Source organism: Dethiosulfovibrio peptidovorans DSM 11002 (genome assembly GCF_000172975.1).
Taxonomy (GTDB): domain Bacteria; phylum Synergistota; class Synergistia; order Synergistales; family Dethiosulfovibrionaceae; genus Dethiosulfovibrio; species Dethiosulfovibrio peptidovorans.
In genome coordinates, this window is the sequence record NZ_ABTR02000001.1 from 843815 (window position 1) to 858848 (window position 15034).

Below are 15034 nucleotides of genomic sequence, written 5' to 3' on the forward strand. Positions count from 1 at the left end.
TGTATCAACGTATCGGGAAATGATCAATTGCTAGAGCTGATCCGTCAGAGCCGGAGCCTGTCAAGCGAGATGTCGCAAAAAGATCGAATTGGACTAACTCAGTCTCTGCGCTTTTCCCGGGGCTCTTTCTCCGGGTTCAGATAGACCGTCTCCTCGATGGAGCAGTTTCTTATCGGTCTGTTTCTCCATCTGTCCGGGTGTTTTCTTTTGGCTTCTTCCAGGGTTTTCTTCCTCTTCGCCAGTATCTCCGGGGCTTTTCCTTTATGCCTCTGCTCCGGCGTCACGTAGTTTAAGGCGCTGTGACGGTGGGTATGGTTGTACCAGGACACGAACCGGTAGGTCCAGGCTCTCGCATCCTCTATGTCCTTGAAGCCTCCACTGGGGAAGGCAGGTCTGTATTTCAGGGTCTTGAAGATCGATTCACTGTAGGGGTTATCGTTGCTTACCCTCGGTCTGCTGTGGGAGAACAGTACTCCCAGTTTTTCCATGGTGGCCCTCAATGTGGCGCTTTTCATGGGGCTTCCGTTGTCGGCGTGCAGGATCAGCGGTTTATCGGCAAGGCGGATCTTTTCCGACAGGACCGCCTTGGTGACCACCTCCGACGCCAGTTCTCCTGATTCTTCGTCGTAGATCTCCCAGCCGACTATCTTTCTGCTGTAGAGGTCTATTATGAGGTACAGGTAGTAGAACAGGCCCTTGGCCGGTCCGCAGATGTAAGGGCACCTCTAGCAACCCCATATTTAGCGGTCTAAGCAGACAAAAAAGCCACAGACCAGAAACAGCGACAAATTAGGCTAAATCAGCGTTAAGATGATTCTCTATTGTCGCTCCGGTGACCTGAACAACTCGGCTTTTACCGTCATTTGGGCACGGCAGATATCGCCCCTGACTTCATCATCAGGAACGAGAATCGAACGATGTTATAGGCCAGGTTTCTCAGTCCTATAGCGGTTGAAGCTCTGGCTTTCCCGATAGTTCGAACTATCAGGTTGCCGGCCTTCATGGTTTGGGCTCCAAAGACGTGCTCCACTCGGCTTCGGACTTTGGATCTTGTTCTGTTACCCTGTTTTTCCCACCACGTGATGGGTTTGCCTCTGTATCCTTTTCGTTGGATCTTCGGTCTGTAGCCTTGTTCCTCAAGCCAAGAGATTTTCTCATGGCTTCTATAAGCTGAGTCGGCATAGACGTCTTTGCTGCTGTTACTGGGATCGATGAGTTCCTCGAATACATTGCTGTCGTGGACCGATGCCTCGGTTACGCTGTATTTACGGATGATCTTGTTCTGAGAGTCGATCTCTATGTGGTTCTTGTAGCCGAAGGAGCTTTTGCCGTTTTTCTTCGTCCACCTGGCATCGGTGTCTTTTTGAGATCTCTTGTTGTCGGGCCAGTCTTCCGGTGGTTCTCCATCCTTGATCTTGCGGTTTTCATCCCGTTTGTTCCTCTGGATCGGGACCTTCACTATGGAGGCATCCACTATCTGCCCTTTTTTTGCCTCGAAGCCGCTTTTACGGATGTGACCGTCAAAAAGATCGAACAGAGGCTTCATCAGTTCCGCCTTGGTCAGCTGCTCCCGAAAAAGCCATATAGTCTTGGCATCAGGGACTTTGGCTTCCAGGGAGAGGCCGAGAAAACGTCTGAAGGAAAGCCTGTCCCTTACCTGAAACTCCATTGCGTCGTCCGACAGGTTGTACAGTGCCTGAAGCACCAGGATCTTGAACATGAGAAGAGGAGGGAAGGGCTTTCTTCCTCCCAGAGAATCCTTCTGTCTGAGCCCTTCGCGGAAGTCCTTCAACGGCTGCTCGAAGATGGACCAGTCCACCGCTTTCTCTATTCGTACCAGTGGATCGTTCACCTTTTCAAGGCTATCGTAGGCTATTTCTTCCGCAAAGAGGCTCCGCTGTTTCAAGGGGATCCCATCCCTTCTCGAGAATTTTTGGTTACAACCGGTATTTTAACATCCCAGCCTAAACAGGGGTTTTTCTCCCTGCCAGTTAGGGGAGTTTTTAGAGATGCCCGTAAGTTATATCCCAGGACCACAGCTGGTTAGGACCGTCGGCTTTATGGGTTGTTATAGGTTTTTTTACCGGAGCCGCCGTTCTGCCTCTATGGTTGATCTGTCTGTGTTTCCTGAGTATCCTGTAGAATGTCGATTCAGAGGCGATGTATATGCCTTTTTCCAGTAGATCGTTCACTATCTGGGCTGGCGGTGCGCTGGCGTATTCCGGGCTGTTGGCTATCTCTAGTACCTTTCGTTCTTCCTCTTGCGATAGCTTCTGAGGCGTCTTTCTGGGAGCGTGAGGTCTTTGGTCCTCTTTTACCTGGCCCTCTTTGCACCATCTCTGGAAGGTTCTCTCAGTGATGCCGACCTCTCTACAGGCTTTAGCCTGGGTAGCTCCGCTCGATACGGCTTCTTCGATCAGTTCTACTGCTTTACGGCGATCCGAGGCACCGATCAGTCGTCCTCGTTTTCCCCCCAGATCGCCTGGACTTTTTTTCTCAATACCAGCAGGGCAGCCGCTTCAGCCAGGGCTTTGTCCTTACGTCTGAGCTCCTGTGCCAGCTTCTTGTGATCCTTCTTTACCTGGCTTACCTCATGCATAAGCTCCCTGACCTTGAGGCTCTGGCCATCGTTTGCCTCCTCGCAGGAGTTTCGCCAGCTTATAACCTGTTCGACGTACAGTCCTTTTTCCCTGCAGTACCGGGCCAGCTCCTCCTCGTTCATGGTGTAGGTCTCGTGGACTATGAGGAACTTGTCTCTGGAACTCCAGCTATCCGGTCTATCTTCGTCGCAGGGAGCTGCTTTGCCGGACGCACGGAGCTCTTTTCTCCAGTTGTAGAGGGTTGTCACCGTTATGCCAGTCTCTTTCGATAATTTAGGTATGGACATGTTCTCCGGCGGCATCATTCTCTTTTTGATTGCCTCTTTTTGTTCTTTGCTGTACCTCGCCATGTGTCGCACCTCCAGGGAGCCTCTCTCGACTCGCTAAACTAGTCTATCATGCGACACCTATTTTGGCAGGTAGGGGTATGTAATCGTTGTAGTTACAGACCTGTATTGGAAATTCACTTCCTGTTTTAGGCGATACATAGGGGCTTTTGATTCGATGCTGGATATATCCTGCGATGGTTTTTCTCGGCACAGCTTTCTGTATATCGGATAGATTTTCGTCTCCTTGGTTGACGATTCCCCCGAGGAAAGTCAGAGAAGAGTTAGACTGAGGGCACAGGTCTATCACGAGTACCTTTTTAGCCCGATGGTTTTTAGCGTATTCCGAGGCTAGCTGGAATGTCAGGTAGCTTTTTCCAACCCCACCTTTGTTGTTCCACACAGCATATACGATCATAACGCAATTCCCCCTCCTGTTTTAAGGAAATTGTAGCAGGGAAAGCCTCTTTACTGTTAATAGACCTGAAAGCCGGTAGAACAAAAAGGACCCGGCCTTTCGGCCGGGTCTTTGGGGGTTACAGCAGGTCTTTCAGAAAATCCTCCAGCTTTTTTCTCAGCTTTCTGACCATGACGCTGACGTTCTGCTGGGAGCATCCCAGGTCTTTCGCTATTTCCTTTTGCCTCAGGCCTCGAAGAAGGCCTTCAACCAGCAGAAATTCCTGGGGATCTATGGGTATTCCCGCAAGCAGAAGCTTGGGGTCTTGGGGTTGTATAGTGGGTTTGGATCCTCCGGCTCGTAGCCGGTCTCGGCCATTTCCTCGAAGCTGCCGTGGTCGGCCTGACGACGGAGCTTTTTCGCGGCGTCTCTTACCCTGCCGGGGAGCATGTTGGACAGGTAGAGGGGCAGAGGTTGTTCGTCCGGACACTGTATTATGAGCTCCAGAGCGTGACAGGCGGCCTCGCCCAGGAGTTCCTCGAAGTCGGCGCCCCGCCCGGCATAGCGTTTCGCCAGGGTTTTTATGAGGGGCAGGAATCGAAGCACCAGTTCCTCCAGATCGAGTATGTCGTCGGTTCCGTCGCAGGGGCAGTCCCCTCCGATGATTTTGCTTTCGTCTATGGGTTTTATGGTTTTCTTTTTTTCCTGGTGCATCTTATATAAACCTCCTTCGGTTTTATACAGCTAGATGGACGAATCCCCTGTCTCGATAAGGCAGGATCGACTCGAAGCCTTCTTCTCTCGCTACGGCGCAGAAGAGTTCCTGACGGTTTCTCGAGACCACCACGTCCGCCGCCGCACCTTTCATGTGTCGGCTGCGAGGCACTCCTCCGACCTCGGAGTTATGCCTTGGGCATCTGTAGCCGCTGGTTATCCTCAGTGGACCCCAGCGGCCCCGGAGGGCCTCCAACCGGCTCAGAAGCTCCGGTTGGAGACGCACCGTGAGGCAGCAGGGACACTGAAACTCTCGAAGCGAGAAGTGGGGCGCTATTCGGATGTCGTTGTCATCCACGGCGACCTTCCTCGACTATGGCCAGTTTCAGTTCCTGTATGGCCTGGCTGAGCCCTTCCAGCCTGCTTTCCATGCGGATCAGCAGGTAGGCTGCCACCGCTATGGAGAAGCCGTTCTGGGCTATGCCGGCCAGTAAGTCTTCCATTTATCTCTATCCTCCTCGCTACTGGGTTATGATCTCCTCCACGGTGCGGTCGATAAGCTCGGCCTCTACTATGGTGGTTACCGCCGGAAGAACCGCTCCGTTGTCTATGACGGACTGCATGGCCGTCCTGACCTCGGTTTCCGTGAGGGTTTCCTTGGCGTGCTTCAGGGAGATGCTCTTTTTTGTTCCGTCCGATCTCCCGAAGGTCATCTTAACGGTTTTCATTTTTTCACCTCCTCTCCTGTGCGCTTAAGGTCCGAACGGTCCGGTTAGTCCGAGACTATGTCGGTGTCGATTTTGTGGACTTCCACGACCGGGACGTCCAGAAGGGTTCCCATGGCGGCAGCCACGGCGTCCAGCTGGTCGGCGGTCATGGCGGGGTTGGCCCTGGAGATGGACAGACTCCCGAGCTTGGGAGCGCCGTCCGCCGAGGTTCCCACCTGGCAGCGAAGCACTACTCTGCTGCTTGACGGTACGAAGGATGCCATTCGAGCACCTCCTTTCTTCTTGGGGTCTATTATGTAAAGTGGGCTCGAGAGGGGTTTTATACAAACAGATTCATAAACGACTTTCTCCAGGGCGTTTACTCTATCCTTGATTATAGTAAATCGAGCAAAATTTAACAAGATCTTGATTATAAATAGTTTATAATCAATAATGGGGAGTAGCAATACAAAAAAAGCAGTCTTGACTTTGTCTGAAAAGTCAAGACTGCTCCATTAATGAATCTAATCGTTCGGTCTGGCTATCATTCCGAGGTTTTTTTCGTTTCCTCTGACCTTAGCATTTCCACAAAGTTGACGGGGGGGAGGATCAAGGTGCTATCGGTATTCGCCATCAATGTGATCTGAGAGATTATAGATCTTACGTATGGGAACAGAATCGCAGCGGCGTTTGTTTCTATAAGCTTGTTTTTTAGATCTAGACCGACGCTGTCGTCCACTTGAAAAAAGCCTGAAACGGTAACACCGACGGAAAAAGGATAATTATTTTCTCTTGGTTTTTCAAATACATCGACGGAGATCGATAGAGAAAAACTATTTTCGCTTATGCTTTTCATCTCACGGTTTAAGCTTAAATCTAGAGGAATCATCCCTTCTATTTTTTCATAGTTTGGATTCCTCTCAAAGCAAGCCCGTTCAAGCTTATAATCCGTAAATTTAAGAACACAACCGGTCGAAATCGTCATTTTACGAAGCAAGAGCAATCTGATCGCATCCGTCGACCAAGGTTCCTTTGAGGGAAAAGGACGTGTCCGACAGTGCATATTTCAGGGAAGTTCCATGAAGAGGGACATCGCTATCCGGATTTTTCCAGATAACCGATTCGATCTTATCTATTAGTACATCGAAAAGTTCCCAGTCTCCATCGGAGGATTCAACCTCTACGGTGTAAAAAGAGCCCCCCGAACCTACATGGACAACGGTTCCTTCAGTACCGTCCCTCAGCTTAACCATGTCAAGCTCATCTATTTTTGCATACATGTATCGTCACCAACCTTAAAGTACTGCCTATTTTTTGCCAAGCTGTTAGCACCTTAGCTACTCGACCGTTTTCTCCCTCAATTTCGAGTATCAATTCATAACGCAAAGATCCATCCGGAGTACGACCCTTTTCCGTTAGTCTGTCTACATTTTGCAACACGGCAGCCTTTATTTTTTCTATCAGCTTATCTCCATTAGACGAATTAAAGCCTAATACCGATTCGAAAACAAAAGCCTTATGTTTCCCCGAAGGGTGCTGCTCGTTCAGAGCATACCTGAAAATCTTAGCCTCAGGTATCTCTATGGTCAGATTATTTAAACTAGCCAAAACGCCTCCCCCTCAGGAGATCTCCACCGTCTCTATATTCTAGATCCTATTACCCACCGCCGATCCCGTCAAGAGAGGTCAGACAACTCGATCTGTCTCGGTGATCCTATGCTCGTCGTTCCTCCAGCTGACCAGCGTAGTGGCAGGCTACCCAGCGGCCGGGTTCCATCTGACGAAGTTCCGGGGTCTCCACTGTGCACCGTTCCTGGCGAAAGCGGCATCGTCCGGCGAAGCGGCATCCCGCCGGGGGCTCTATGGGGCTGGGAACGTCTCCCTCCAGGAGGATTCTGTCTCTGTCGACGTCGACCTTGGCTATCGGTATGGCCGAGAGCAGGGCCTGAGTGTAGGGATGGAGGGGGTTCTTGAATATGGATCTGTAGTCGGTGAGCTCCACCATCGACCCGAGGTACATGACGGCGATTCTGTCAGAGACGTGTTTGACCACCGAGAGGTCGTGGGATATGAAGAGATAGGTCAGTCCCAGCTCTTTCTGGAGGTTTTTCATCAGGTTGAGTATCTGTGCCTGGATGCACACGTCCAGAGCGGAGACCGGCTCGTCCTGAACTATGAATTCCGGGTTCAGAGCGAGGGCCCTGGCTATGCCCACCCTCTGGCGCCGCCCTCCGTCGAGCTCGTGGGGGTAGGCGTTGGTGAGTCTGGTGGCCAGTCCGACTATGTCCATGAGCTCCCTGATTCTGGCGGGTCGCTCGGTTTTTCCGGTGTAGCGGTTGTTGACCTCCAGGGGCTCGGATATGAGCTCCGAGACGGTCATTCTGGGGTTGAGGCAGGAGTACGGGTCCTGAAAGACCATCTGCATCTTGGTCCTGAGGTTGGCCAGCCTTTTTCCCGAGGCGGAGAGAACGTCTTCTCCGTCCATGAGGACCTGTCCCGCCGTGGCCTCCAGCAGCCTTATGAGGACCCGGCCGGTGGTGGATTTACCGCAGCCCGACTCTCCCACCAGGCCCAGGGTTTCGCCTTTGTCTATGTGAAAGCTGAGGTCGTCCACGGCGTGGAGCATCCCTCTTTTGGTTTTGAAGTATTTCTTGAGGTTGTTTACCTCTATGAGTTTGTTTCCTACTGCGACCATGACGGGCCCTCCTCAGTCTTTCTGGTGCAGGAAACAGGCCACGAAGTGGCCCGGCCTGGCCTCGGTCCAGCGGGGACGCTCGGTGCGGCACCGCTCCATGGCATGGGTGCACCGGGGGTGGAAGGGGCATCCCGACGGAAGGTTCGTGGGGTCCGGTGTCAGTCCCGGTATGACCTTGAGGAATTCCTCGTCGTCGTCCACGTCCGGTATGGAGTTGAACAGTCCCACCGTGTAGGGGTGAAGAGGCTCGGTGTAGAGAGGCCTCTTCTCGGCGTATTCCACCACCGAACCAGCGTACATTATGGCGACCTTTTCGCATATGTCGGCGACCACCCCCAGGTCATGGGTTATCATGATTAGGGCGGTGTTGAATTTGCGCTTGAGGTCTTTCATGAGCTCCAGCACCTGGGCCTGGATGGTTACGTCCAGGGCGGTGGTGGGCTCGTCCGCTATCAGCAGAGCCGGGTTGCAGGCCAGGGCTATGGCTATGACGACCCTCTGTTTCATGCCCCCGGAGAACTGATGGGGATATTCGTGGGCCCTTTCGGAACGGATTCCGACGACCTCGAGCATTTCCACAGCTATCTTGAGGGCCTCTTTCTTGCTGACGTCGTTGTGGAGCAGCACCATTTCGGCTATCTGTTCGTCCACCGTTATTACCGGGTTGAGGGAGGTCATCGGGTCCTGGAAGATCATGGCGATCTTTCCTCCCCTGACGGAGCGCATTTCCTCTTCTGAGGCCTTGAGCAGGTCTTTTCCCTGAAAGATTATCTTTCCGTCGGTTATCTTTCCAGGCGGTTCGGAGATGAGGCCCATTATGGAGAGGGCGGTGGTGGTTTTTCCCGCTCCGGTCTCTCCGACGAAGCCCAGGGATTCGCCCGGGGCCAGCTTCAGTTGCAGGTCCTCCACAGCCCGGACGATTCCGTCCTCGGTGGTGTAGCGAACCGAGAGGCCCTGTATGTCCAGCAGCATTTTATCGTTCATTTCCGGTCCCCCGTTCTAGTTCTTCAGCTTGGGGTCCAGGGCGTCTCTTAGTCCGTCGCCCAGGAAGTTGAGAGCCAGTATGGTTATCATGATCGCCAGTCCGGGGAACATGGTCATGTAGGCATGATCCCGGATGTATTCCCGTCCGCCGGAGAGCATGGCTCCCCATTCGGGGATGGGAGGCTGTATGCCCAGGCCGATGAAGCTGAGCCCAGCGGCAGTGAGTATGGCGAAGGCGACCCCCAGGGTGCCCTGTACTATGATGGGGGCCATGCAGTTGGGCAGTATGTGTCTGAAGATTATCTTGAGATCCTTGGCTCCCACCGATCTGGCCGCCTCTATGAATTCCTGCTCTCTTATGGAGAGCACCGAGGCCCGGACCAGTCTGGCGTACTGAGGCACGGAGGATATGCCGACGGCTATCATGAGGTTGAAGAGTCCCGGTCCCAGCGAGGCCGCCACGGATATGGCCAACAGGAGCTGGGGAACGGAGAACAGGACGTCCATGAACCTCATTATTACGTTGTCTATCCATCCTCCGTAGTATCCGGCTAGGGCTCCCAGGAAGCCTCCGATCAGTATGGAGAAGCTGACCGCGACGAATCCCACCTGTAGGGAGATTCGGCTTCCGTAGACTATGCGGCTGAAGATGTCTCGGCCGAATTCGTCCGTTCCGAACCAGTGGGTCGCCGATGGGCTCTCGAAGGCCGCCATGAGGTCCTGTTCCTCGTAGGTGTAGGGGGCTATGAAGTCGGCGAAGATGGCGGTGAAGGCCAGCACTATTACCACGAACAGGCCGATCATTGCCAATCTGTTCTTTTTGAGCCTTCGGAATACCTCGGCCCAGGGGTTTTTTCTCTTGGTCTCTTTGATTACGGTTTCGCTCATTACGGGTTCGCTCATTCCGATGCACCTCCTAGGAGACGTACTGGGCCTTGATTCTCGGGTCCAGCCAGGCGTAGACGAGGTCCACCAGGAGGTTGACCACACAGAAGGCCACGGCAATGAAGAGGACGCCGCCCTGTACCACAGGGAAGTCCCTCATCTTGATGGATTCGACCATAAGCCTTCCGACTCCAGGGATGGAGAAGATCAGCTCTGTGAGGACGGCCCCACCCAGAAGAATGCCGAACTGTATTCCGCTTATGGTTACGACAGGTATGAGGGCGTTACCCAGGGCGTGTTTCCAGATGACCACTCTTTCCCTCTGTCCCTTGGCTCTGACGGTGCGGATGTAGTCCTGCCTTATGACCTCGAGCATGCTGGATCGGGTCATCCTGGTGATGATGGCCACGGACTGGGCTCCCAGGGTCAGGGCCGGTAGGATCATGGTGGAGACGCTGTCGAAGCCCGACGGGGGAACCCATCCGAGCCTGACGGAGAAGAGCAGTATGAGCAGTATTCCCAGCCAGAAGACCGGCATGGATATGCCGATCATGGCGAAGACGGTGACTACGTTGTCGAACAGGGAGTACTGCTTTATGGCCGACACTATGCCGCAGGGTATTCCCACTATCATGGCTATGACCATGGCCATGGCGGAGAGTTTCAGGGTTACGGGGAAGGCGGCCCAGATTTCCTGGACCACCGGCCTCTTGGTGATGTAGGACCGGCCTATGTCTCCGTGGACGACCGCTTTATAGACGTAGCGTCCGAACTGTACGAAGAAGGGGTCGTTCAGACCCATCTCCTGTCTCAGCTCGTCCACCGATTCCTGCGGGGCCTGCTCTCCCAGGACCATCCTTGCCGGGTCTCCCGGGGTTATGTAGAGCATGGAGAAGACTATAAAGGTCACCCCTATGAGCACCGGAACGAGCATGAGTACCCGTTTGAAGATATATTTGAACATTCCGTTACCTCCCAATGCAGAATGGAAAGCAGGAGCACGGACGAGCCATGCTCCTGCGTCGGGTGCTTAGGTGCTTGAGGTCTTCAGGCTATTTGCCGTCGAAGGTCACCTTGCTGAGATCGTGGAAGCCGAAGGGGCTGACGGTGAATCCCTTGACGTAGTCCTGGGTCCCGATGATCTGCTCGTCGTTGTACAGGAACACCCAGGGTCCCTTGTTCCTGAGGGCGTCCTGAATGTCGTAGTAGATCTGCTGGCGCTCCGGGCCGTCGGGGGTGACTCTGCCCTTTTCGAGAAGGGCGTCTACCTCATCGTCGCCGAAGAAGGTGAAGTTGTTGTTGCCCTTCATGGACGAGTGGAAGGGAGCGAAGACCGCCATGTCCGGGTCGGGAGTCTGGCAGGTCCAGCCAACGATGAACATGTCGTGCTTCTTCTGGGTGAGTCCCTCAAGATAGGCGCCCCACTCGAGAACCTGGATGTCCACATCGACGCCGATTTTCTTGAGCTGGTTCTGGGCGATGGTGGCTATGTCGATTCTGGCCTTCTTATCGTTGGTCCAGATGGAGGCCTTGAAGCCATCGGGATACCCCGCCTCGGCGAGGAGGGCCTTGGCCTTCTCCACGTCGTAGGGCATGGGCTTGAGGTCCGGGTTGGCGTATTTTACGTTGGGAGCGATGGGGCCGACCGCAGTGGCTCCGACTCCTCTGAGGACCGCCTTGATGATCTGGGGTGTGGGCAGAGCCATGGTGATGGCCTGACGGACCCTGACGTCGTCGAAGGGGGCCTTCTCGCAGTTGAAGCCGAGATAGGTGGTGGAGTTGTCGATGAGCCTGAGAAGCTTGAGCTCCTTGTTGGCCTCCACCCTGCTGACGTCGTTGGTGGTTATCTGATAGGCGATGTCGACGTTGCCGCTCTCGAGCTCGATGGTGCGGTTGGTCCCCTCCGGGATGGCCCTGATTATGAGGGTCTTATAGGCCGGTTTGTCGCCGAAGTAGTCCTCGAAGCGCTCCATGACCATCTTGTCGCCGCGGTTCCACTCGACAAGCTTGAAGGGACCGGTGCCCACCGGGTTCATGCCGTAGTTGTCTCCCGCCTCGGTGACTGCCTTCTCGTTGAGGATAGCTCCTCCGCCCATGTGGGTCATGGAGGGCAGGAAGGCGGCGAAGGGGAACAGGGTCTTGACCTCGACGGTGTAGTCGTCCAGGGCCACTATGCTGTCCGGGTCGATGGCTCCGACGATGTGCTTGACGGCACCGCTGGAGGGCGACAGGGATCTCTTGAGGCTGAAGACAACGTCGGAGGCCTTGAGCTCCTCGCCGTTGTGGAATTTGACGCCCTTACGCAGATAGAACCTGTAGGTAAGGTCGTCCACCTGCTCGAATTTCTCGGCCAGGTCTCCTACCACTTCGTCCTTGTCGTTGAGCTTTACCAGACGGTTGTAGATGTGGAGCATGGCTCCTGAGGAGGCCACGTCGTTGGTCCCGAATGGATCCAGGGTCTTGGCGTCGTAGACGTTGGCCACCGTCAAGGTGTCCGGGTCTTTCTTTTCCCTGGCGATGGCGGGATTTCCCGCCAGTAGTCCGGCGGAAAGAGCGGCTGCGCAGAATGCCGCGCAGAGTTTGATGCCTTTTGCTTTCATTGTATTCCCTCCCGTATTCAAATTGGTATCCGTTTTAACGCACCCTGCTGACACTTTATAGGGCCTGCTTGAATTCGTCAACTGTTCTTTATTTACCTCTACAGTGCCGACTCTCCATTCACGAGAACCAATTCGGGGGCGTTCCTTACGTCGAAGGGGTCGCCGCCCCAGAGAACCAGGTCGGCGTCCTTGCCCGGCTCGATGGAGCCCATTCTGTCGTCCACCTCCAGGTGTCTGGCCGGAGCTATGGTGAGGGCTTCCAGGGCCGTCTCGGCGTCCAGTCCGGCCCTTATGGCAAGTGCCGCTGCGACGGGGAGGGTCTCTATGGGGATTACCGGATGGTCCGTTATGAGGCAGAAGGATACACCCGCCTTTTTGAGGGCCAGAAGGGTTTCCCAGCCCTTGTTTTTGACCTCTTCCTTGGTCTTGCTGGTGGCGGTTGGTCCGACCGCTGCCCGGACTTTTTTCTCCGCCAGGTAGTCCGCTATGAACTGTCCCTCGGTGCAGTGCTCTATGGTATAGCGAAGGTCGAATTCGTCGCAGATTCTTATGGCGGTGCAGATATCGTCGGCCCTATGGCTGTGGATTCTCATGGGCACGGTGCGGTTCAATACGGGAAGGAAGTGCTCCATTCCCTGGTCGACGGAGAAGTGTTCCCCTTTTTCCTCCGCCCGTTTCTTTTTGTCCCTGTAGTCGAAGGCGTCCTGTATGGCTTTTCTCATACAGGCGGCGTTACCCATTCTGGTGGAAGGGAAACGTCCCTTGCCTCCCTGCCAGTTGACCGGGTTTTCGCCCAGGGCGGCCTTCATTCCCGAGTGGGCCCGGACGACCATTTTGTCCACTATGTGCCCCACCGGTTTCAGGATGGTCCCGATTCCTCCTATTATGTTGGCGCTGCCCGGGAGTATCTGCATGCAGGTGATCCCTGCGGACAGGGCGTTGCGGAAGGCTTCGTCGGACGGGTTGATTCCGTCGATTGCCCGCACCGACGGTGTGACCGCCCCGGTGTCTTCGTTGACTGCGTTCATCGCCCCGGGAACGGCCTCCTCGCATATTCCCGCATGGACGTGGGCGTCGATGAAGCCCGGGGTGAGTATCTTGCCGGTTCCGTCGATGACCTCGGCCCCCTCCGGCACCGCTCCCCCGGCCTGGACGGAGACGATTTTGCCGCCGTCGACGACTACCGTCGCGTTTTCCACGATTCCACCTGTAACGGTCCAAGCCTGGACCTTCGTTATCGCTTTCAACTGTGATCCCCTCCTGTTTTTGGATACCTTGCCTAGGAGACCATTGTATAACAGATGGTATGAACTTACATCGCCTGTAAGGTTTTCACCAGCTTGAACAGCACCAGATTGACCGGGGCGGACAGCCCCAGTTTTTCCGCCTCGGCGACCACCGCCCCGTTTATGGCGTCTATCTCTGTTCGCCGCCGGTTCATGACGTCCTGAAGCATGGAGGAACGGTTCTCCGCCGTGGACCGGCACACCTCTTCGACGTGTCTTGCCGGATCGGGATCGTTCAGCACGATGCCCTTTCGCCGGACCACCTCGAGGACCTCTTCCACCGCCATCCTCATGAGCTCCTTCGTGTCGGGAAAGTCTAGCAGGCGACCGTTTCTAAGGCCGGTTATCGCGGTGAGGGCGTTTATGCCGACGTTCACGATGAGTTTTCCCCATATGAGACCCATGACGTTTTCGGAGATCTGAACGGAGAACCCCGCCTTTTCTAGGATTGCTGCCAGATCTTCCAAAAAGGGATCGGTCTTCCCCGAGAGGTTTCCGATCACTGTGAGGCCCTCTCCTGCGTGTTTTATCGATCCCGGGCCGAGAAGGGTGGATCCGTGGGCGGTGGTGCCTGCGATAAGGCGGTCGGGACCTACTATGTCGCTCAGGGCCTCCACGTTTCCCAGGCCGTTTTGCAGCGTCAGGACCCTGGTGCTATCCCCCACCAATCGGAGGGCTCCCTCCATGGCGGTTTTGGTGAGGGTGGCCTTGACGAACACCACCACCAGATCGACCTGCCCCGCCCGGTTTGGATCGGTGACGGCCTTTATGCCCTTTACTATCCGCTTTCCTCCTATACCTTCGATACTGAGTCCGTCGGAGTTTATGCCTTCGACGTGTTCTTTCCAGACGTCTACGATGGTTACGTCGAATCCAGCCTCGGCGAGTCTGCCGCCATAGAGGCAACCCATGGCTCCCGATCCGAGTATGGCTATCTTCATGGCTTCGGCCTCCTGGCTCAGAGGATGAGACCGTCCAGGTCTTCCCGGGTTATCCCTCCGAACGCGTGTTCCTTCGCCGGGAAGGCTCCGGACTTTATCTCGTCTCTGTATTTCTCCAGTCCCTCCACTATCTGATCGCCGATGTTGGCGTACCTTTTTACGAATTTGGGGACGAATTTGTCGAACATTCCCAGCATGTCGTGATATACCAAAACCTGTCCGTCAGTGTGGGCTCCAGCCCCTATTCCTATGGTCGGTATGGAGACCGCCTGGGTGATGGCCCTTCCCAGCTCTTCCGGAACGCACTCCACCACTATGGAGAAGGCTCCGGCCGCCTCCAGGGCCTTGGCGTCGTTCACTATTTTTTGAGCGGCTTCGAGGCTTTTGCCCTGGACCTTGAAGCCTCCGAGAAGAGAGGAGGTCTGAGGGGTGAGCCCTATATGGCCCTGTACGGGGATTCCCGCCTCGACTATGGCTCCGACTATGTCCGGACGGCCGCCCTCCAGTTTGATCGCGTCGCAACCTCCCTCTTTCATGAGACGGTTGGCGTTGTGAATGGCCTGCTCACGGCTTTCGTTGTAGGATCCGAAGACCATGTCCCCCACTATCATCGGGGTAGGGGCTCCCTTGACGACCGGCTTTATGTGGGCGATCATCTCGTCGGTGGTCAGGGGTACGGTTCCCTCGTTGCCCAGAACGGTCATGGACAGCGAGTCTCCCACCAGAATTATCTCTATGCCCGCCTTTTCGACGAAGCAGGCCTGGGGATAGTCGTAGGCGGTTACCATGGAGATTTTCTCTTCCTTTTGCTTCATTTCCCGCAGTTTCTGGATCGTTACCTTAGTCATGTCGTTCCCCCCCGTTTGTCTTTTAAAGAATGGATCACGAAAAAAGAGAGC

22 protein-coding genes are annotated in these 15034 nt (G+C 54.8%); all 22 read right to left on the reverse strand.

Annotated features, from left to right (window positions below; all coding sequences use genetic code 11):
• Nucleotides 1-98: 98 nt before the first annotated feature.
• The 22 genes from DPEP_RS04115 to panB all read right to left on the reverse strand — a co-directional run bounded on the left by DPEP_RS04115 (nucleotide 99) and on the right by panB (nucleotide 14983).
• Nucleotides 99-713: an integrase core domain-containing protein gene (locus DPEP_RS04115; protein ID WP_083797513.1), complete on the reverse strand. Its 615-nt coding sequence runs from the start codon at nucleotides 711-713 to the stop codon at nucleotides 99-101.
• A 146-nt stretch (nucleotides 714-859) separates the two neighbouring features.
• A complete protein-coding gene (locus DPEP_RS04120; protein ID WP_005658687.1) occupies nucleotides 860-1906 on the reverse strand; it encodes an IS5 family transposase in 1047 nt (348 codons plus the stop codon).
• A gap of 97 nt (nucleotides 1907-2003) precedes the next feature.
• The gene (locus DPEP_RS13020; protein WP_083797514.1) at nucleotides 2004-2501 is read right to left on the reverse strand and encodes a helix-turn-helix domain-containing protein; all 498 of its coding nucleotides are present in this window, start codon (nucleotides 2499-2501) and stop codon (nucleotides 2004-2006) included.
• Nucleotides 2453-2950: a transposase gene (locus DPEP_RS04130; protein WP_005658478.1), complete on the reverse strand. Its 498-nt coding sequence runs from the start codon at nucleotides 2948-2950 to the stop codon at nucleotides 2453-2455. Before DPEP_RS04130 ends, DPEP_RS13020 begins: the two co-directional genes overlap by 49 nt.
• A gap of 46 nt (nucleotides 2951-2996) precedes the next feature.
• Nucleotides 2997-3344 carry a ParA family protein gene (locus DPEP_RS04135; protein ID WP_005659847.1) on the reverse strand — a complete coding sequence of 116 codons (348 nt, stop codon included), beginning with the start codon at nucleotides 3342-3344 and terminating at the stop codon, nucleotides 2997-2999.
• 118 nt (nucleotides 3345-3462) lie between these two features.
• On the reverse strand, nucleotides 3463-3660 hold the full coding sequence (locus DPEP_RS13735; RefSeq protein WP_420805908.1) for a helix-turn-helix transcriptional regulator: 198 nt from the start codon (nucleotides 3658-3660) through the stop codon (nucleotides 3463-3465).
• A complete protein-coding gene (locus tag DPEP_RS13535; protein ID WP_005659849.1) occupies nucleotides 3615-4037 on the reverse strand; it encodes a sigma factor in 423 nt (140 codons plus the stop codon). Before DPEP_RS13535 ends, DPEP_RS13735 begins: the two co-directional genes overlap by 46 nt.
• A 22-nt stretch (nucleotides 4038-4059) precedes the next feature.
• Nucleotides 4060-4395: a D-Ala-D-Ala carboxypeptidase family metallohydrolase gene (locus DPEP_RS04145; protein ID WP_005659851.1), complete on the reverse strand. Its 336-nt coding sequence runs from the start codon at nucleotides 4393-4395 to the stop codon at nucleotides 4060-4062.
• Entirely contained in the window at nucleotides 4388-4540 is a 153-nt protein-coding gene (locus DPEP_RS13030; protein WP_005659853.1) for a YvrJ family protein, read from the reverse strand. The genes DPEP_RS04145 and DPEP_RS13030 overlap by 8 nt, the downstream gene beginning before the upstream one ends.
• An 18-nt stretch (nucleotides 4541-4558) precedes the next feature.
• Nucleotides 4559-4765: a DUF2922 domain-containing protein gene (locus DPEP_RS04150; RefSeq protein ID WP_005659855.1), complete on the reverse strand. Its 207-nt coding sequence runs from the start codon at nucleotides 4763-4765 to the stop codon at nucleotides 4559-4561.
• A gap of 44 nt (nucleotides 4766-4809) precedes the next feature.
• Nucleotides 4810-5028: a DUF1659 domain-containing protein gene (locus tag DPEP_RS04155; protein ID WP_005659857.1), complete on the reverse strand. Its 219-nt coding sequence runs from the start codon at nucleotides 5026-5028 to the stop codon at nucleotides 4810-4812.
• 260 nt (nucleotides 5029-5288) lie between these two features.
• Nucleotides 5289-5729 carry a protein-export chaperone SecB gene (locus tag DPEP_RS12690; RefSeq protein ID WP_198003031.1) on the reverse strand — a complete coding sequence of 147 codons (441 nt, stop codon included), beginning with the start codon at nucleotides 5727-5729 and terminating at the stop codon, nucleotides 5289-5291.
• A 1-nt stretch (nucleotide 5730) separates the two neighbouring features.
• Nucleotides 5731-6024, reverse strand: a complete 294-nt coding sequence (locus DPEP_RS13380; RefSeq protein WP_005659860.1) for a hypothetical protein — start codon at nucleotides 6022-6024, stop codon at nucleotides 5731-5733.
• Nucleotides 6005-6352: a DUF6883 domain-containing protein gene (locus tag DPEP_RS04170; RefSeq protein WP_005659862.1), complete on the reverse strand. Its 348-nt coding sequence runs from the start codon at nucleotides 6350-6352 to the stop codon at nucleotides 6005-6007. Before DPEP_RS04170 ends, DPEP_RS13380 begins: the two co-directional genes overlap by 20 nt.
• 106 nt (nucleotides 6353-6458) lie before the next feature.
• Nucleotides 6459-7439 carry an ABC transporter ATP-binding protein gene (locus DPEP_RS04175; RefSeq protein ID WP_005659863.1) on the reverse strand — a complete coding sequence of 327 codons (981 nt, stop codon included), beginning with the start codon at nucleotides 7437-7439 and terminating at the stop codon, nucleotides 6459-6461.
• Nucleotides 7440-7451: 12 nt separating this feature from the next.
• The gene (locus tag DPEP_RS04180) at nucleotides 7452-8423 is read right to left on the reverse strand and encodes an ABC transporter ATP-binding protein (RefSeq protein ID WP_005659865.1); all 972 of its coding nucleotides are present in this window, start codon (nucleotides 8421-8423) and stop codon (nucleotides 7452-7454) included.
• A gap of 15 nt (nucleotides 8424-8438) precedes the next feature.
• On the reverse strand, nucleotides 8439-9311 hold the full coding sequence (nikC, locus tag DPEP_RS04185; protein WP_040383019.1) for a nickel transporter permease: 873 nt from the start codon (nucleotides 9309-9311) through the stop codon (nucleotides 8439-8441).
• 28 nt (nucleotides 9312-9339) lie between these two features.
• Entirely contained in the window at nucleotides 9340-10272 is a 933-nt protein-coding gene (gene nikB / locus DPEP_RS04190) for a nickel ABC transporter permease (protein WP_005659868.1), read from the reverse strand.
• Nucleotides 10273-10360: 88 nt separating this feature from the next.
• Entirely contained in the window at nucleotides 10361-11908 is a 1548-nt protein-coding gene (locus tag DPEP_RS04195) for an ABC transporter substrate-binding protein (protein ID WP_005659870.1), read from the reverse strand.
• A gap of 98 nt (nucleotides 11909-12006) precedes the next feature.
• The gene (locus DPEP_RS04200; protein WP_005659872.1) at nucleotides 12007-13155 is read right to left on the reverse strand and encodes an amidohydrolase; all 1149 of its coding nucleotides are present in this window, start codon (nucleotides 13153-13155) and stop codon (nucleotides 12007-12009) included.
• Nucleotides 13156-13220: 65 nt separating this feature from the next.
• Nucleotides 13221-14135 carry a ketopantoate reductase family protein gene (locus DPEP_RS04205; protein WP_005659874.1) on the reverse strand — a complete coding sequence of 305 codons (915 nt, stop codon included), beginning with the start codon at nucleotides 14133-14135 and terminating at the stop codon, nucleotides 13221-13223.
• A gap of 17 nt (nucleotides 14136-14152) precedes the next feature.
• The gene (panB, locus tag DPEP_RS04210; RefSeq protein ID WP_005659877.1) at nucleotides 14153-14983 is read right to left on the reverse strand and encodes a 3-methyl-2-oxobutanoate hydroxymethyltransferase; all 831 of its coding nucleotides are present in this window, start codon (nucleotides 14981-14983) and stop codon (nucleotides 14153-14155) included.
• Between the last annotated feature and the right edge of the window lie 51 nt (nucleotides 14984-15034).